The organism is Aquihabitans sp. G128 (assembly GCF_019048865.1).
In the GTDB taxonomy this organism is placed as follows: Bacteria; Actinomycetota; Acidimicrobiia; order Acidimicrobiales; family Iamiaceae; genus Aquihabitans.
In genome coordinates, this window is record NZ_CP077604.1 from 2,707,934 (window position 1) to 2,724,618 (window position 16,685).

At 72.8% G+C, this 16,685-nt stretch carries 19 protein-coding genes, 1 tRNA gene and 3 pseudogenes; 13 read left to right on the plus strand and 10 right to left on the minus strand.

Going from position 1 to position 16,685, the window contains the following annotated elements:
• Positions 1 to 40 precede the first annotated feature (40 nt).
• The 3 genes and pseudogenes from KSP35_RS12905 to KSP35_RS12915 all read left to right on the plus strand — a co-directional run bounded on the left by KSP35_RS12905 (position 41) and on the right by KSP35_RS12915 (position 3,296).
• A complete protein-coding gene (locus tag KSP35_RS12905; RefSeq protein ID WP_216996006.1) occupies positions 41 to 1,108 on the plus strand; it encodes an LPXTG cell wall anchor domain-containing protein in 1,068 nt (355 codons plus the stop codon).
• A gap of 96 nt (positions 1,109 to 1,204) precedes the next feature.
• Positions 1,205 to 1,904 (plus strand): annotated as a pseudogene (locus KSP35_RS25910) (response regulator transcription factor).
• Entirely contained in the window at positions 1,905 to 3,296 is a 1,392-nt protein-coding gene (locus KSP35_RS12915) for a cell wall metabolism sensor histidine kinase WalK (RefSeq protein ID WP_216996008.1), read from the plus strand. It begins immediately after the preceding pseudogene.
• A gap of 32 nt (positions 3,297 to 3,328) precedes the next feature.
• Here KSP35_RS12915 and KSP35_RS12920 read toward each other — a convergent pair whose 3' ends face one another.
• A complete protein-coding gene (locus KSP35_RS12920; protein WP_216996010.1) occupies positions 3,329 to 4,045 on the minus strand; it encodes an SDR family oxidoreductase in 717 nt (238 codons plus the stop codon).
• Positions 4,046 to 4,260: 215 nt separating this feature from the next.
• On the opposite strand from KSP35_RS12920, the gene KSP35_RS12925 reads away from it, so the two are divergent.
• The 10 genes and pseudogenes from KSP35_RS12925 (at position 4,261) to KSP35_RS12965 (ending at position 11,992) form a co-directional block, all read left to right on the plus strand.
• Complete coding sequence (locus KSP35_RS12925; RefSeq protein ID WP_216996012.1) at positions 4,261 to 4,692, plus strand: hypothetical protein; 432 nt, start codon at positions 4,261 to 4,263, stop codon at positions 4,690 to 4,692.
• A gap of 53 nt (positions 4,693 to 4,745) precedes the next feature.
• Positions 4,746 to 5,060 carry a hypothetical protein gene (locus tag KSP35_RS12930; protein WP_216996014.1) on the plus strand — a complete coding sequence of 105 codons (315 nt, stop codon included), beginning with the start codon at positions 4,746 to 4,748 and terminating at the stop codon, positions 5,058 to 5,060.
• Positions 5,061 to 5,225: 165 nt separating this feature from the next.
• Positions 5,226 to 6,455 carry a LuxR C-terminal-related transcriptional regulator gene (locus KSP35_RS12935; RefSeq protein ID WP_216996016.1) on the plus strand — a complete coding sequence of 410 codons (1,230 nt, stop codon included), beginning with the start codon at positions 5,226 to 5,228 and terminating at the stop codon, positions 6,453 to 6,455.
• Between the two features lie 70 nt (positions 6,456 to 6,525).
• Positions 6,526 to 7,149 (plus strand): annotated as a pseudogene (locus KSP35_RS25915) (diguanylate cyclase domain-containing protein); the annotation flags it as partial.
• Positions 7,150 to 7,438: 289 nt separating this feature from the next.
• Complete coding sequence (locus KSP35_RS12945) at positions 7,439 to 8,806, plus strand: EAL domain-containing protein (protein WP_254127222.1); 1,368 nt, start codon at positions 7,439 to 7,441, stop codon at positions 8,804 to 8,806.
• Positions 8,807 to 8,861: 55 nt separating this feature from the next.
• Positions 8,862 to 9,161, plus strand: a complete 300-nt coding sequence (locus tag KSP35_RS12950) for a putative quinol monooxygenase (RefSeq protein ID WP_216996019.1) — start codon at positions 8,862 to 8,864, stop codon at positions 9,159 to 9,161.
• A 159-nt stretch (positions 9,162 to 9,320) separates the two neighbouring features.
• A tRNA-Lys gene (locus tag KSP35_RS12955) sits at positions 9,321 to 9,396 on the plus strand.
• A gap of 347 nt (positions 9,397 to 9,743) precedes the next feature.
• Positions 9,744 to 9,944, plus strand: a pseudogene (locus KSP35_RS25920) (hypothetical protein); the annotation flags it as partial.
• A gap of 253 nt (positions 9,945 to 10,197) precedes the next feature.
• Positions 10,198 to 10,656, plus strand: a complete 459-nt coding sequence (locus tag KSP35_RS25925) for a tyrosine-type recombinase/integrase (RefSeq protein WP_254126748.1) — start codon at positions 10,198 to 10,200, stop codon at positions 10,654 to 10,656.
• A 319-nt stretch (positions 10,657 to 10,975) separates the two neighbouring features.
• Positions 10,976 to 11,992: a class I SAM-dependent methyltransferase gene (locus KSP35_RS12965; protein ID WP_216996023.1), complete on the plus strand. Its 1,017-nt coding sequence runs from the start codon at positions 10,976 to 10,978 to the stop codon at positions 11,990 to 11,992.
• A gap of 79 nt (positions 11,993 to 12,071) precedes the next feature.
• On the opposite strand, the gene KSP35_RS12970 is transcribed toward KSP35_RS12965, so the two are convergent.
• The 9 genes from KSP35_RS12970 to KSP35_RS13010 all read right to left on the minus strand — a co-directional run bounded on the left by KSP35_RS12970 (position 12,072) and on the right by KSP35_RS13010 (position 16,682).
• Positions 12,072 to 12,428, minus strand: coding sequence for a hypothetical protein (locus KSP35_RS12970; RefSeq protein ID WP_216996025.1), 357 nt, complete (start codon positions 12,426 to 12,428; stop codon positions 12,072 to 12,074).
• Entirely contained in the window at positions 12,425 to 12,736 is a 312-nt protein-coding gene (locus KSP35_RS12975) for a hypothetical protein (protein WP_216996027.1), read from the minus strand. The genes KSP35_RS12970 and KSP35_RS12975 overlap by 4 nt, the downstream gene beginning before the upstream one ends.
• A 1-nt stretch (position 12,737) precedes the next feature.
• Positions 12,738 to 13,073: a hypothetical protein gene (locus KSP35_RS12980; protein ID WP_216996029.1), complete on the minus strand. Its 336-nt coding sequence runs from the start codon at positions 13,071 to 13,073 to the stop codon at positions 12,738 to 12,740.
• Positions 13,074 to 13,076: 3 nt separating this feature from the next.
• Complete coding sequence (locus KSP35_RS12985) at positions 13,077 to 14,003, minus strand: glycoside hydrolase family 25 protein (RefSeq protein ID WP_216996031.1); 927 nt, start codon at positions 14,001 to 14,003, stop codon at positions 13,077 to 13,079.
• Positions 14,000 to 14,374 carry a hypothetical protein gene (locus tag KSP35_RS12990; protein WP_216996033.1) on the minus strand — a complete coding sequence of 125 codons (375 nt, stop codon included), beginning with the start codon at positions 14,372 to 14,374 and terminating at the stop codon, positions 14,000 to 14,002. The genes KSP35_RS12985 and KSP35_RS12990 overlap by 4 nt, the downstream gene beginning before the upstream one ends.
• Positions 14,374 to 14,721: a hypothetical protein gene (locus tag KSP35_RS12995; RefSeq protein WP_216996035.1), complete on the minus strand. Its 348-nt coding sequence runs from the start codon at positions 14,719 to 14,721 to the stop codon at positions 14,374 to 14,376. The genes KSP35_RS12990 and KSP35_RS12995 overlap by 1 nt, the downstream gene beginning before the upstream one ends.
• Positions 14,722 to 14,803: 82 nt before the next feature.
• Positions 14,804 to 15,787: a hypothetical protein gene (locus KSP35_RS13000; protein ID WP_254126749.1), complete on the minus strand. Its 984-nt coding sequence runs from the start codon at positions 15,785 to 15,787 to the stop codon at positions 14,804 to 14,806.
• A gap of 56 nt (positions 15,788 to 15,843) precedes the next feature.
• Positions 15,844 to 16,221 carry a hypothetical protein gene (locus tag KSP35_RS13005; RefSeq protein ID WP_216996038.1) on the minus strand — a complete coding sequence of 126 codons (378 nt, stop codon included), beginning with the start codon at positions 16,219 to 16,221 and terminating at the stop codon, positions 15,844 to 15,846.
• Entirely contained in the window at positions 16,218 to 16,682 is a 465-nt protein-coding gene (locus KSP35_RS13010) for a hypothetical protein (RefSeq protein WP_216996040.1), read from the minus strand. The genes KSP35_RS13005 and KSP35_RS13010 overlap by 4 nt, the downstream gene beginning before the upstream one ends.
• Positions 16,683 to 16,685 lie beyond the last annotated feature (3 nt).

Genomic DNA, 16,685 nt, shown 5'->3' on the forward strand with positions numbered 1-16,685 from the left:
GGCGCCCCAGGGGGGTGCGCCGCATCCGGGGAGGACCCACATGACCACCGTTCGATCGCGCCCGACCTCGAGGGCCCGGGCCGCGCTGGCGGCCGCCGCCGTGGCGGTCGCGGCCACCGCCGCCGCGAGCAGCCTCCTCGTGCCCACCGCCGACGCGGCGACCAACGCCTACGCCGGCACGACCACCTCGGGCTCGATCGTGCTCAAGCAGGGCGACGCCACCAACGAGCGGACCTTCGCCAACCCGGCCGTCACCATCGACGGCACGGTCGACGACGTGACCGGCGCCCTCAGCGCCACCACGACCTTCGCCCCGTCCTACACCGACGTCTTCACCGGTCCCTTCAACCTCAAGCTCTACGTGGCGGCGTCGATCACCCAGGTCACGCCGGTCACCGGCACCGTCGACCCGAGCACGGGGGCGGTGGCCGCCACCTCGAAGATGAAGCTGGCGATCACGGTCTTCAACACCACCTCGGGCACGCCGAACCCCGCCACCGACGGCAAGCTCACCAACCCCGCCACCTGCTTCGTCACGCTGGACCTCGACCTCGCCGGCACCTACGACGGCGTGGGCGGCCTCTCGATCGCCGATCCCAAGTTCACGGTCCCGACCTTCCCGGCCGGCACCACCGGCTGCAACCTGGGCACCGATTCGCTGAACACCCAGCTCGCCGGGCCGAACAACGCCGTCTCGCTGGTGTTCGCCGGCACCGTGACGGCCCCGACCACCACCACCAGCACGTCGACCACCACGAGCACGACGGCACCGGCCACCACGTCCACCACGGTCGTCGACGGCTCGACGACCACCACGACCGCGGTGCCCGAGACCACCACCACGCTGGCCGGGCAGACCACGACCACGGCCGCTGCCACCGAGCCGACCCCGGTCGCGCCGACCACCACCCCGCCGGGCGGCCTCGTCTCCGGGGCCGGGGCGTCGAACGGCGGCACCGGCAGCGGTGGCACCGCCTCGCCCGTGGCCGCCGGCTCGCTCCCCCGCACCGGTGCCGAGAGCCGGTTCCCGGTGGCGCTCGGCCTCGGCCTGCTCGCCGGCGGAACCGTGCTGGTGGCCGGCAGCCGGCGCCGCCGCCTGTCGGCCTGAGCGGCGATCGATCCGTGCGCACGAGCTGGGCCATGATGCCGTCATGGCCCACCGGCGCGCCCCTGCCCTCGTGCCGTCGACGGTGAGCGGCGCCCGATGAGGGTCCTGCTGGTGGAGGACGAGCCCGGGGTGGCCCAGGCCGTGGGCCAGGCGCTGGCCGAGGAGGGCCTGGCGGTGGACGTGCGGGCCGACGGCCACGACGGCCTGGTGGCCGCCCGCGGCGGCTCCTACGACGTGATCGTGCTCGACATCATGCTGCCGGGGCTCAACGGCTTCCGGGTGTGCCGGGCGCTGCGCGAGGCGGGCGACTGGACGCCGATCCTGATGCTCACGGCCAAGGACGGCGAGCTCGATGAGGCCGAGGCGCTGGAGCTCGGCGCCGACGACTACCTCACCAAGCCCTTCCACATGGTGGTGCTGGTGGCCCGCATCCGGGCGCTGCTGCGCCGCCCCCGCTACGCCGGCTCGGCGCCGTTCACCGTCGGCGACCTGCGCCTCGACCCGGTGCGCCACCAGTGCTGGCGGGGCGAGGAGCCCATCGCCCTCACGGCGCGAGCGCGACGTGCTCGCCTACCTGATGGCCCGCAGCGGCGAGCCGGTGTCGAAGGTCCAGCTGCTCGACAACGTGTGGGGCGAGGACTTCGCCGGCGACCCCAACATCGTCGAGGTCTACGTGCGCCACCTGCGCCGCAAGGTCGACCTCCCCTTCGGCCGGGCCTCGATCGAGACCGTGCGCGGCGTCGGCTACCGCCTGCGATCAGCGCCGGCGGCGCCGTCGACGCCCTCGGTGGCCTGAGTGGGCGCCCGGCCCCGCCGCCTGCGATCGCTGCGCTTCCGCATCAGCGCGGTGGCCACGCTGGCGGTGGCGGTGATCCTCGGCGTCGGCGCCTGGTGGCTGGCCGCCTACACCGACGCCCGCCAGACGGATCAGATCGACGCCTCGCTGCGCACCGACGCCAAGGTCACCGTCCGGTTCCTCCAGTCGAAGGAGCCGGTGCCGGACTTCGGCCCCACGGGGCGGATCGTGCAGGTGGTGCTCGACAACGGTCGGGTGGTCGGCTCGAACGAAGAGAGCCAGGGCTACGCCCCGGTGCTGCGCAAGCCCTTCCCGTGGGTGGCGCACCCCGACGGCGGGTCCCTGTCGGTCGACCACCCCGACCTCGGGCCGCTGCAGGTGCACTACACCCCGTTGAAGGGCACGTCGGGGCCGTGGATCGTGGTGGCCCGCTCGTCGGAGCAGCTCGACCGGTCGATCCACTCGCTGCGCAACACGCTTCTCGCCGTCGTGCCGTTGCTCACGCTGGTGTTCGGGGCCTTGATCTGGGTGGTGGTGGGGCGGGCGCTGCGCCCGGTGGAGGCCATCCGCTCGACGGTGAGCGAGATCACCGAGCGCGACCTCGCGCAACGGGTGCAGACCCGCGGCAACGGCGACGAGGTCGACCGCCTGGCGGTGACGATGAACGCCATGCTCGCCCGGCTCGAGCGCGCCGCCGGGCGCGAGCGCCAGCTGGTGGCCGACGTGAGCCACGAGCTGCGGAGCCCGCTCGCCTCGGCCCGTGCCCTGATCGAGACCCGCCCGGCCGATCCCGCCGACGCCGCCGAGCACGACGCCGCCGCGCTCGACGCCCTGGCCCGCCTCCAGGCCCTGGTCGACCAGCTCCTGGAGCTGGCCCGCCACGAGCTGCCGACCCCGACCCCGAGCCGCTCGGTCGACCTCGACGACCTCGTGCTGCAGCACGCCGACATCCTCCGGCGCACCACCGCGCTGGCGGTCGACACCTCGGCGGTCTCCGGTGGCCAGGTGCTCGGCTCGGCCGAGGCTCTCGGGCGGTTGGTCGACAACCTGGCCTCCAACGCCGCCCGCCACGCCCGCTCCGCCGTGCAGTTCGCGGTGGCCGAGGCCGACGGGATCGTGGAGCTGGTGGTGGCCGACGACGGGGCCGGCATCCCCGTCGAGCACCGCGAGGCCGTCTTCGACCGCTTCACCCGCCTCGACGACGCCCGCGCTCGCGCCGCCGACGAGACGGGCGGCCTCGGGCTCGGCCTGGCGATCGTCGCCCGGATCGCGGAGCGCCACGGCGGCACCGTCCGCGCCGGCGCGAGGCCCGATGGCACCGGCGCCACCATCACCGTGCGCCTCCCCGTCGCTGCGCCACCCGGCCCCGACGAGCCGCTCCCCAGCGCCTGACGTCGTCGAGGCGACGGGTCCCGGCGACGGGCTCAGGCGTCGGCGCCGGCCGGGACGAGCTGCGGGTAGAGGCCCTCGATCGGCCCGGCGAGACCGGCCTTCACGAGGCGGGACACGTCGTCGGCCAGGATCTCGAAGTCGCCGGCCGCCAGGCCGTCGTAGGCCTGGGCCACGACGTCGGCCGGATCGTTCTTGGGGGCGTCGACCCCGGCGGTCATCGGCGTGTCGGTGTAGCCGAGGTGCAGGGCGCTCACCAGCGTGCCCTGGCCGGCGAGCTCCAGGCGCTGGGTGTTGGTGGCCGACCAGAGGGCGGCCTTGGTGGCGCTGTAGCCGTCGCCGATGCCGATCCAGCTGAGCACCGAGAGCACGTTGAGCAGGGCACCCCCACCGTTGGCGGCCAGGGCGGGGGTGAAGGCGTTGGCCACGTCGATCGCCCCGAAGAGGTTCACGTCGAACAGGTCGCGCAGTGCCTTGGCGTCGGTGTCGCCGAGCCGGGCGCCGTTCGACGCTCCGGCGTTGTTGACCACGATGGTCACGTCGCCGGCAGCCGCCGCGGCCGCGGCCACCGAGGCCGGGTCGGTCACGTCGAGCGCCAGCGGCACGATGCGCTCGTCGCCCCACTCCTTCGGCGTGCGGGCCGAGGCGTAGACCTTGGCCGCCCCCCGATCGAGCGCCTGGCGCACGAACTCGGTGCCCAGCCCCCCGTTCGCTCCGGTGACCAGGACGACGGACCCTTCGATGGCGACCATGGCGTGCAACTCCGAGTGCTCAGGCCCCACCGACGTTCGGCGAAGCGTGCGCCGGACGGTAGCGAAGCGAGTTGCGTGACACAACCCACGGTCCTCGTCGCCTTGCCCTCCTCCTGCGTCATGGTTCGTGCCGAGCGGGCTCCTCTTCCGACTGCTCGTGGCGCCCGCCGCGCCGCAGGCCGTCACCCCGAAGCCGGATCACCTGGAGCACGCCCATGCACGCCACCTACCGACACGCCGAAGGCGAGCGCCTCGTCGAGCGCATCGGCGACGAACTGGTCGCCTACGACGTCGCCTCCCACGAGATCTACCGGCTCGACCCTGCCGCCACCGCGGTGTGGGATGCCTGCGCGGACGGCGCCGACGAGCTCCAGGTCCGGGCGGCCACCGGCCTCGGCCCGGCAGCCACCGCCCAGGCGGTCGAAGCGCTCTGCGCCGCTGGGCTGCTCGAGAGCTCGGCCCCGGAGGCGATGAGCCGCCGGGCGTTCGGCGCCAAGGTGGCGGTGGGAGCCGCCGGCTTCGCCGGGTTGGCACTGGTCACCGGCCTCGCCGCCCCCAGCCCCGCGGCCGCGCAGAGCACGCCCGGGCCGGGCGGTGGCGGCGGCCAGTCCGGCGGCGGCTGCGAGGGCCCGGAGTGCGGCGGGTGACCCCGGACGCCGCCCACCCGGCTCGCGACCGACCGGGTGCTTCGAGAGCGCTGGTGCTGGCGATCGCGCTCGTCGCGGTGCTCGGCGCCCTGGCCGTCGGCGCCGCCCCCGCATCGGCCCACCGGTCGGGGTTCGAACGGCCGGCGCAGTACCGACCCGGCCCGCTCCCCACCACCACGACGGCGGTCGCCGTCGCCCCCGCGGCGCAGGGCCGTGGCGTCGACGCACCGAGCGGCGGCGCCCTGGCCACCACCGGCGCCGACTCGCGCACCTGGGCCGGCCGCGGCCTCGCCCTCCTGCTCGCCGGCATCGGCGTGGTCCTCATGACCCGCCGCTCCACCCGCCGCACCATCCCCACCCACCGCTGACCGCCGGCGGGCAACGGCGGGGATGGCACGCCCTCGGTTCCGGGTCTCACGGCCACCGTTGCGTTCGACGAGCTTGCGACCGCGACCTGACCCTCCCGGCGACGTCCCCCATCGCCCGCGTCCGTCTTCGATCAGGGCGACACAGCCGGCCCGTTCCGATCGACGGTGGGACGCACCTCAGGGCGCGACGAGCTGCGTGCACCGCATCGGAGCGTCCGGCACGGGTGGGAAGGTTCCGCAGCGTCCCGCAGGACGGCGCTCCACCGATCGGTCGCGTGCCGCAGAGGGCTGACATTCGACGGATCGGCTCGGCCGTGGGATGCTCCTTGGAGCCGCCGTGCGGGGGCTCGTGAGGGGGCCAGGACCATGGAGTCGGCTGGAGCGCACGGGTTTCCCCGGATCTGTGGTGAGCTCGAGTTGCCGCTCGTGCTCGTCGATCTGTCGACGTTGCACGTGCTGGCCGCGAGCCGCGTGGTCCTGAGGAGGCTCGACCTGACGCCCGAGGAGGTGCTCGGCCGTCCGGTGCTGGACCTGCTGCTCCCCGAGGACCAGCCGAAGGCGATGGCGGCCCTCCAAGCGCTCGCCGCAGGAGTCGTCGACTTCTACCGGGTCCACCGCCCGATCCCGGCCGCACCGGGCACCGAAGGCCTCGGGACGCAGTGGGTCCGCGCGGTCAGCTTGGACGGCACGCGGCAGGCCCTGATCGAGTTCGGCGACGGGTCGGCTCCGGAACCGAGTCCGTTGAACCGGTTCCTCGGTCAGGAACCGGTGCGGATGGCGATCGGGCTCGTCGGACCGGACTGGGTGGTCCGGTCGATCAGTGCCGACATCTCCGACATCATGGGTCTCGCTCCCGAGGACATGGTGGGGCGCCGCCTGATCGGCGCCGTCAGCGAGCCCGACGTCCAGCACCTCCTCGAAGCAGCGCAGAGGTCCGGGACCGACGATTCGGTCGCCCTGCGCATCGAGGTGCGCAACGGATCCGGCGACTGGCAGCTCGTGTGTTGCGCGCTGTCCTCGATCGCCGGCGAGGCCGGCCGGTTGTTCATCTTGATGCCCGAGCCTGCCCTCGCCCTGCGACCGGGACCCGGCGCAGACGAGGTCGACGCGCACCTCCAGGTGATCGCCTCCGAGTTCGGTGCCAGCGGACTGCTGGAGCGCATGGGGGTCACCCCGGAGCTGGTGCCGCTGCCCGAGATGGCGAGGCTCACGTCCCGCCAGTGGCAGGTCTTGAGCCGGCTCCTGGTCGGAGACCGGGTGCCCGAGATCGCCTCGGACCTCTTCATCAGCCAGAGCACGGTGCGCAACCACCTCCACGCGATCTACGAGCGGTTCGGCGTGCACTCCCAGGCGGAGGTCATCAACCTGGTCCGCAAGCGCTCGGCCCCGGCGTAGCGCCACCGGCGGCGCGCAAAGGGACGAAACGTCCATTCCGATCGGCGGCCGGCGTCACCAGGCTCGGACCATGGTTGCTGCAGCCGACGATCGACCGGCCCTCCGGGGCGACGGGCTGGTCCCGCTCCTCGGTGCGCTCGGCCGCGGCGATGGTTGGGCCGGCGAGGTGACCTTCGTCGGTGCTGGTGGGATCCGGGTGCCTGCGACGATCACCGCAGCTCCGATCGAGGCGAGCGAGCGGCACCGAGGGCAGCGGCCATCGCCCGGTCCTGCCGGACCCACGGAGGGCGACGGATCGAACCACGGACTGGTCCCCCGCCAGGTGTTCTTCGACGCCGTGGACGACGCGGTCGCCGCAGCGCCTGCGGTGCTCGGGGTCCGCAGCATCATCCTGCTGGAGATCTCCTCGTTCGACCTGGTGAACGAGGCGTTCGGCCCCGAGGTCGGAGAGGGGGTCATCCAGTGCTGCGCCGACCAGCTCGTCGACAGCACGCACCCCGGCGACCTGGTGGCCCAGATGTCCGACCACACGTTCGCGGTGTGGTGCCCTCATGCGCCCGGAGCGGCCGACGCCCAGACCGCTGCCGACCACCTCCGGAGGTGCCTCAGCCGGCCGAGCGGTCTCCGCCACGTCGGCGGGGCCCTGCAGGTGTCGGCCGGTGTGGCGGTGGCGACCGCCGAGGTCCACAGCGCCGCTGACCTGCTGCAGCGGAGCCGCACCGCCCTGTTCGAAGCACGATCCGAGTGCACGACCAAGCTGTACGAGGCGGCCATGCGCGACGTGCTCATGCGCCGGGTCGAGCTCGAAGCCATCGCGTCCGCCGTGATCGACCGGGGAGCCGTCGAGCTGGCCTACCAGCCGATCGTGCGCCTCGTCGACCAGCGGACCGTGGGGGCCGAAGCCCTCCTGCGCGTCACCGACAGCTCCGGGTCGCCCGTCCCCCCCCGGCGAGCTCATCGAAGCAGCCGAGCAGAGCGGCCAGATCGACGAGCTCGGCGACCTCATCCTGCAGACGGCCTGCGCCGCCGCAGCGCATTGGCGCGACCAGTTGCCGGATCTCCCGATCCAGCTCGCGGTCAACGTGTCGGGCCGGCAGCTCGACGACCCGACGCTTCCGAGCCGGGTGGCCGCCGCCCTCGATGCGTCCGGGCTCGATGCGGCCTCGCTCTGGCTGGAGATCACCGAGAGCGTGCTCATGCGCAACCCGACCAGATCGACGGCGCTGCTCGCCGAGCTCAAGGCTCGAGGGGTCCGTCTCGCCGCAGACGACTTCGGGACCGGCTACAGCTCGCTCGCCTACCTCAAGACCTTCCCGCTCGACGCGCTCAAGATCGACCGCTCCTTCGTGTCCGCCATGCCGACCGGTCCGCAGGAGGTCGCCATCACCCGCGCGGTCATCGCCGTCGCCGACGCGCTCGGCCTCGAGGTCATCGCCGAAGGCATCGAGCGCGGCGACCAGCGGGACTGCGTCACAGCACTGGGTGCTGCACTGGGGCAGGGCTACCTGTGGAGCCCCGCCGTGACTGCAGACGCGTTCGCAGCCCGCCTCTCGGCCGAGGACGACGGTGCCTCGGTCTGGTCCGAGCCAGAGCCGACCTCGTCTGGCACCCGGCTCGAACCCGGCCCTGGGAGCGAAGCCTCGGCCGACGAACGTGTCGACGCCCTCCTCGAGGAGCTCGCGCACGAGATCCGCAGTCCCCTCGCCGTCGTGTCCGGCTACGCCGGGCTCATCCAGACCAGTGATCTGGCCGAGGCCCGGATCGGAGGCGCGGCGATCCAGCGCGCCGCACATCGAATCGACGCCATCGTCGGGCAGGTGACCGGTGTGGGTCGTCGCATCGGACGATCTGACCCTGCTGCTCGACAGCCGGTCGACCTCGGTGCGCTGGTGGACGGGATCGTTGCGGACTTCGGCCTCATCACCTCGGGCGAGCTCCGATGGGTCGAGCCCGCCGGGCCAGCCATCTCCGTCTCCGCCGATGCCACCCAGATCGAGCGGGCCATCACGAACCTCATCAGCAACGCCGTGCGCTTCGGTCCCCGCGGAGCCCCCGTGGTGGTCGCGCTGCAGGCGGACAACGTCTGGGCTGACGTCGAGATCTCGGACGAAGGGCCCGGCGTGGACCCCGCCGACCTGAGCCTGCTGTTCTGCAAGTACGGCCGTGCCGATCGTGCTGGCCCCGGCTCCGGTCTCGGCCTCTACCTGGCGCGACGGATCGCCAGAGCGCACGGGGGCGACATCCTCGTCCGTCCCCGCACCGTCGGCCGAGGCTCCACCTTCACCGTGCGCCTACCCGTGGTCGCCGACCGCGCACCGCAGGCGAGGTCTCGTCCCCCACGTTCCGGGTAGGGTGTGACCGTGGCCACTCGGGTCGCGGCACTCTCTCGAAGCAGGAGCCCGTCCCATGCTCACCAAAGCCCTTCTCGTGCGTCTCGAAGCCCTGCCAGGCAAGGAAGCGGAGCTCGCCGAGTTCCTCACCGGCGCTCGGTCGATCGTGATGGATGAGCCAGGCACGGTCGCCTGGTTCGCCATCCAGTTCGGCCCCTCCACGTTCGGCGTGTTCGACGTGTTCCCCGACGACGAAGCCCGTGATGCGCACCTCGCCGGCGGGGTGGGCCAAGCGCTCGGACCGAACACCGGCGTGCTCTTCTCCGAGCCGCAGATCGAGAAGATCGACCTCCTCGCGGACAAGGTTCCGGCGTAGCCGACACCTCTCGGGGCCTCCGCCGGGGCGTCGTCACCCGAACCAGCGCTCCTGGTCATGACGAGCCGAGGACGGCCCGGGAGGCCACCGCCCAGGGCCGGGTAACGTCTTCCCTCCGGCCGACGCACCCGTTCCGAACCAGGGTTCACGCCGTTCCCGGGGCCACTAGCTCAATTGGCAGAGCATCGGACTTTTAATCCGCCGGTTCAGGGTTCAAGTCCCTGGTGGCCCACCAACGAAACCGCAGGTCAGAGGTCATGGGCACCACGTCCACGGCAGACCAGCACGGCTCGCGTCCCACGCCCGTCCCACGGGAACTGTCAGGGGGTGGGCGTAGCGTCTCGCCGCATGAAGGGGACGAAGCGCCGCCGGCCAGACCGAGGAGCCGACGCCTGGGAGCTGCGGGTGGAGCTCGGGCTGGACCCCCTCGACGGACGACGGCGGCAGCGGTCCGAGACCTTCCGGGGCACCGAGCGGCAGGCCGACACCGCGCTGGCCCAGCTGGTGGCCAAGGTGGCCGAGAATCGCCACGGCCCGGGCACCGACGCCACGCTCTCCGTGCTGCTCGACCGCTGGCTCGAGATGGTCGGCGACGACCTCTCCCCCACCACGCTGGCCGGCTACCGCTCCACCATCAAGGTGCAGATCGCCCCGGCGCTCGGCCACCGCCCGGTGGGCTCGATCACCACGCCGGAGCTGGACAGCTTCTACCGGGCGCTCCTGGCCGGGCCTGCCGGTGGCAAGGCCCGGAAGCCGGCCACGGTGCGGCAGACCCACGCCATCCTGCGCAGGGCGTTCCGGCAGGCGGTCCGTTGGGGCTGGCTCAGCACCAACCCCGCCGTCGAGGCGACACCGCCTCGGAACCGCAAGGTGCAGCTGCGCATCCCGACGCCGGCCCAGGTGGCCGCGCTCATCACCGCGGCCGACGCCAGCGACCCCGAGCTCGGATGCCTGCTCCGGCTGGCGGTGGCCACCGGCGCGCCGGGGCGAGCTGTGCGGGCTCCGCTGGTCCCGGGTCGACCTGGCCGGGGCGGCGGTGCTCATCGACCAGGCCGTCGTCGAGGTGGCCGGCGTGGTCACGGAGAAGGACACCAAGACCCACCAGGCCCGCCGGGTAGCGATCGACGCCGGCACGGTGGCCGCCCTGAAGCGGCAGGCCCAGCGCACCGCCGAGACCGCCCTCGCTGCCGGTGCAGGCCGGGACCCGGACCCGTTCGTCTTCGCCGGCCGAACCGACGGCGGGGCCCCGCTCTCACCCGACGTGGTGACCGGCCGGTTCCGCCGGCTGGCCAAGGTCCACGCGCCCGGCACGCGCCTGCATGACCTCCGGCACTTCGCCGCCACCCAGCTCCTGGCCGCCGGCGTGCCGGTGAAGACGGTGAGCGGGCGGCTCGGGCACGGCTCGGCGGCGATGACGCTCGACGTCTACGCCCACCACATCGCGGCGGCCGACCAGGTGGCCGCCGATGTGCTCGGCGACATCCTCGGGGCCTGATGGTCGAGGTGTGGGTGGAGCCTGACGGTGACGGCTGGCGGTGGGGCGTCGACGAGCAGGAGCGCGGCCGCATCGTGCGCACCGCCGACGGGCTGGCGCCGACCACCGAACCCGACCCAGCGACCGGCGGGGTGCGGCCCGGCTACGAGGTGACCGCCATGCTGATGATCCGGCAGGGCTGGGCCAGGTACGACCCGGCGAACCCTCCGGCACCGCGCCCGATGGCACCCCGGCCAGCACCGGAGCCGGCCAGGCCGTCGCCCACCCTGGCCCAGCGGGCGGCACGGGGCCGGCAGGGGTCGCTGTAACCTCCACGGCCATGAACCACGGGGGGCGGCCGCCCGCCTCTTCCCTTGCGGGTGCTCGGCAGGTCTGGACCACCCTGGCCACATCGGGGCAGCCTGCGCGACGCCTGGACCGGGCCATCGCCGACTCGGACGCTGATGGCGACCTGGTCCGCGCCACGGTCGGCCCCGTCCGGCGCTCGACGTGGCGGCAGCTGGGGCCCATGATCGTTGGCCTCACCTACGGGGCCGCTGAGCTGCCGCCGCACCCGCTGGCGGCCGATCTGGAGGCCCCCGAGATCAGCGAGATCGGCTACCTGTTCGACCCGCTCGGCGTCGAGTCCTGGGAGGCCGTGACCTTCCTGCTCGGTGTGGTGCTGGCCCGCCGCGGCCAGCCGATCCCGGTTGCAGTCGAGGCCTTGTTCGCCTCGGACGCCGGCGAGATGAGCTCCACGGAGAAGGCCCTTGTCTCGATGCTCGGTGCTGCTCTCGCTCCGTCGGTGGCGATCGAGGCTGGCACGTTCTACGGGGCCGCCACCGCTCGCCTGGCGAGGTTCTCGGATCGCGTCGTGACGATCGACTGGACGGCCGAGAACGCCCGACACGTGGAGCACCTCGCCAACGTGGCGTTCGTGCATGGGCGCGCCGAGGAGCAGCTCGTACCGGTACTCGCCGCCAACCCAGAGGCGACTCTCGTCCTCCTCGATGCCGACCACGAGGCCGAGGGCGTGGCCGCCGAGGTGCGCGCAGTCCTCGATGCGCCGACGCCTGGGGTGCGTGTCGTCGCCGTGCACGATGCGGCGGCAGCGCCGTGCTGGGCCGGTCTGACTTCAGTCGACTGGGACCGTGCTCCGGTGGTCCGCTCGACGCTGGGCACCATCGGGCACTGCCCCGTGAGCAACGGCTGGGGCGGCATGGCACTCGCGCTGCTCTCAAGCCGCCCGACCGGTGATCGCCGCATCGACCTCAGTCGATCCCCCGGGGAGTGGTGGCCGACCCGTGGGCTAGGTCCGCGCCGCCGGCGAGCTCCCGCCTGGGTGGCCGCGGACTGAGCGGCGGCCCCCGAACGCGAAGAAGCCCCCGGCACCGCTTGGGGCGCCGGGGGCTGGTCATGCTGCTGTTGTCGCTTCGTCAGCAGGTGGGCGGCGGGAGCTCCTTGTAGACCCGCTCCGAGACGTGCTGGCCGATCGCCACGCGCTGACTGCCGTCGGCGCCCAGCTCGATGGCGCCCTGGTCGACGGCGGCGTTGATGGCCCGGCGGATCGACTGGCGGGACTCGACCCGGATGGAGCACCTCTCGCCCTCGGTGCGGATCAGCGTGTAGGCGGAGAGCAGCGAGGAGCTGGCGAAGGCCAGCATGCCGACGAGGCGCCAGGCCCGCTCGGAGCGGACGAGGGCCCGGAACCGGAACCAGGCTCGGAGCCGCCACGCCGGGCGCGGGTAGAGGTGGGGGCGCCGGTGCCACCAGCGGCGGCGTTCAGCGTTCACGGTCGGGCCCGCAGTTCGTCGCGCAGCTCTTGGAGCTCGGCGGAGAATGCCTTGCGGTCGCGGTCGCGGCCGATCTCGCACTCGGCCACGTCGGCTTCGAGGGCGTCGATGCGGGCGTAGGCCCGGTCGAGCATGTTGCGCTGCTCGAGGAGCCCGGCTTGCATCTCGGTGACGGCGACGGCCCGCTCGGCCGGTGCAGCCCCGACTGCGGCGGTGCGCTCGGTGGCTTTGCCGTTGAGCCGTGCGGCGATGATGGTGGCGGCGGCGCCGATGGCGATGCCAAGGACGGGGACCCAGAGGCCTTCCACATCAGGCCCTCGCTCGGCCGGCGTTGCGGACGAGCAGCGCGACGTAGCCGGCGACGAAGACGAAGCCGCCCGGGGACTGGGAGGTGCCGTTGATGGTGGCGGCGAGCAGCCCCGCGGCCCATCCGCCGAGCAGGGCGGCGACGGCGAGCACGGCGTGGACGGACCGGGTGAGGAGCATGGCGAGCGCGGCGACGCTGAGGGCGATGCCCCACCACCGGAGCGGAGCGAGGGCGGTCACGGAGTCGTAGGTGCCGGAGGTGTAGCCCGTGGGGTAGCAGGCGACGTGCCCGAAGAACGCCAGCACCATCGCGGCCATGATCCGCCGGTTCGCCAGCATGGGTCAGGCCTGCTTGAAGCCGTCGGCCTTGTCGAGCTCCATGGCTCGGGCCCGGAGCTGGTCGACGGGGTGGCCAAGGGCCTCGGCCAGGGCGAAGAGGTAGCCGCGGGTGGAGCCGTCGCGGTCGCGCTCGTCGCGGTCGGCGCGCTGGTCGGTCTGCTCGTCGATGAGGATGCCCTTCTCGATGCGCTCGAGGCGGCTGTCCTGCTTGGCGAGGTGGTCGAGGATGTCCTGGGCGTCGGCCATGGTGAGGTCTCCTGGCGTGGTGGTGGTCGGGGGCTTGGCCGGCTTGCTGCCGGTAAGGAGGCTGGCGTAGAGGTGGGCGGGGACGACGTTGCGGTCGAGGCGGCCGCCGGAGTCCGTGTACTGCCAGATGGTGATCTCGGCCCACGGCGCCGGCGGCTTGGTGGAGCCGAACCCGGAGGGCGGCGTGGTGGCGTTGCGGTTGGGGTACCGGGCGAGCCACAGGGGGTAGCGGGCGAAGCGCTCGTCGAAGCCGACGTTGGCGCGCCACCAGAACGAGCCGGTGTAGACGATCGGGGTGCGGCCGGTGCCGGCTTCGACGAGGTCGAGGAAGCGGAGCAGTTCGGCGGCGACTGCCTGCTGGCCGAGGGTGGGGAGCCGCTTCGACGGGCCGCCGGTGAGCACGTCGGGGGTGTCCTCGGCGTCGAGCGCGTGCGGCAGGTCCCACGGGAGGCCGGCGGTGGCGGCGAGGAAGGTCTCGGCGTTGCGCTCGGGGCTGCTGTCGAAGTCGTAGTAGCAGTAGGCGCCCCGGTCGAGCCCGGCGCGGGTGAAGGCGGCGTGGTGGGTGGCGAGCTTGCTGTCTCGGCTGCCGCCCTGGCTGGCCTTGATGATCCCGAACCGGGTCCCGGCCGGCGGCGGGCCGGGGGTCTGCCAGCGCGAGACGTCGATGCCCTCGACCCAGTTCATGCGGCCCTCTCCAGGGCCTTCGGGTTCTCCCGCCCGATGGGGTGGCGGCGGCCGTGGAAGTCCTCGTTGGCGCTGCTGGTGTGCTGCACCTGGCAGTCGATGGGCAGGCCGGTGGCCTTCTGGCCCCAGAGGCTCAGCGAGAGGTTGAGCGTCTCCAGGTCGATGACCTTGGCGAGGTCGTCGTAGTGCTGGTCGTCGAGCATGATGCGGACGTCGACGTCGCGGTGGTCCCGGCGCTCCAGCGCCGAACCGACGAGGTAGGCCGTCTCGCCGAAGGTGCGGCGCAGCTCGCGGCCCCAGCCGTTGAGGAGCGACACTTCGGACTGGAGCAGGTAGGTGGCTCGCCAGGCGGCATCCTCAGCCGCGCCCATCAGCGCTTCGCTCCGGCGGCGGCGAGGATCTCGGCCTGGGCCTCGCGGATGTGCGGGCCCGAGGCGTGCAGGTCGATGATGTTCACGGCCTCGCTGGCAGGCAGCACCGGCGTCGGGTCGCCGCCGAGCGTCGGGATCAGCCCGGCCTGCTCCAGCAGGTTCTGCACGCCCACGACGAGGGCCAGCGCAGCAGCAGCGACCGCCAGCAGACCGGGGCCGCTGATCGACTCGACGCCGAGCACGTGGAGCACCTGCACCAAGGCGGGGACGATCGCCGGGAAGGCGACGAGCAGCTGCACGAGCGTGCGCAGGATGCGGAGGAACGGCGGGATGGCGGGGGTGATCATGATGACCTCCTGGGTCGTGGTTGCCTCTTCTGGCCCCTCATCTGAGGGAAGAAAATCGGTACGGGTGCTGCGTTCGCCCTGGTCAGGGAGCGGTCGGGTCGTTGATGACCCAGACGCCGGTGGACTCGTCCTCGAGGAAGATCGAGGGGCCGCCGCGGATCGTGGTCCCGGACCGGTAGCTCATGAAGACGCCCATCGCTCCGGAGCGGCAGAAGATCTTCGACCCGCCCGTCACCACGTTCGTGGAGATGGAGTTGGTCCAGTCGGCGGCACCGACCGGCGTCGACGGGCCGGTCGACGGGACCCAGCCCCACTGGCCAGTCGCGGAGTCGACCACGGCGATCCAGTGGAAGGGGTCGTCGTCATCGACCACGTTGCCGAGCGTGGCCACCAGGTCGCCCTTGACGATCTGCTGGCCGTCGTCGGTGACCGGCTGGTCCCCGTCGTCGACCGGCCCAGCGAACAGGGTCGACGAGACCGGGGCCTGGAAGTAGCCGCGGACGTGGCGCTCGTTGTCCAGGTAGCTCTCGATGTTGCCGAACGCCTGGTCGACGTTGACGATGCCGCCCATCACGCCGTGGCCGATGTAGCCGATCCGGTCAGCTGTGGCCCACTGGAAGGCTTCGCCGTCGCTGAGGGCGAACGCTCCGTCGCCGGTGAACACCACCTCTGCCGACGCCACCGCGAACGGCTCCGTCATCCCGTCGGCGGTCAGGAAGCAGACCCGCTGCTCCCCGCCGGCCAGCACGAGGAAGTCCCCACCGTCCGGGTAGTAGGCGCCGAGCAGCCCTTGCATCGACGCCAGGTCGAGCGTCGTCACCGCTCGGTAGCCGTCAGGGACGACGCCGGCCCCCGATTCGCCGGGGTCCACGGCGCACACGGTGAACGAAGTGGCGGTCCCGTCGAACGTGGTGGTGGCGAAGACGCCACCGATGTTGCGGGCCGTGTAGCCGCCAGCCCCGCCCCCGCCTTCGAGGTCGGCGAGGTCGTTCCACGCCGTGGTGCCGTCGCCGATCTTGAGAACGCCGGTGTCGGTCTCGTAGCCGGGCTCGCCTGCAGCCAGCACCGGGTTCGATGAGGCGGCCGCTGCCGCTGTGGCGCGCCGGAGTCGGATGGTCTGGGTCACAAGGTGCCTCCGTCGATGGTGGAGCTGGTGGTGGACACGGTCACCGTCGATGCCTCACCGAGCACCACGGTGACGGTGTCGGGGCCGGGGGTGGCCTGCGGGGCGGCGGGGCGGAAGGTGCCGCCGATGCGGTCGGCGCCGTTCTGGCGGATCCGGTAGCTGCCCCAGGCGAGCGCGCTGGTCACCTGGTCGCCGGTGAGCGCGACCGTGAGGTTGGCGCTCGCAGCCACCAGCGGCGCGACGACGGTGCGGCCGAGCCCGAAGTGGATGGTCCAGGCGCCGCCTGGGGCGTCGTCGAACTCGAGGCGGATGGTGCGCGACTGGCCGGCGATGGCCTCGATGTCGAGGGCGCCGATGTGGTCGTCGAGGATCACAGCGAACCCCCATCGATCACGGCTTCGAGGATGGCGAGACGGGCCTCGAGGTCCAGGCTGTTGCCGGCGATGGCGATGGTCCCGCCCAACGGCGGAGCGATGACCATGCCGGCGTGGCCCACCTGTGGAGCGGCCACGCCGCCGTCCTCGTAGCGCAGCAGCGAGACGACCTTGCCGGTGAGGGTGTCGGCGAACTCCCAGCCGGCCACGTCGGGCTCGCCGGTGGCGTCGACGGTGACGGTGGCCGGGGTGATTTTCAGCCGCTTGGTGTCGTCGTCCCAGGCGAAGGTGGCCGACGCCCGGGCGACCACCGCCGACTCGGCGCCGGGCGCCAGGGCGCCGAGCGTGGTGTCGTCGTCGGTGTCGGCGTAGGCCGAGGTGATCGCGGCGATGGTGCAGGCCCGCCCGTCGAGGGACTTCTCGTCGCCTCGGTAGTTGGCGAACAGGCGGCGAAGGGCCATCAG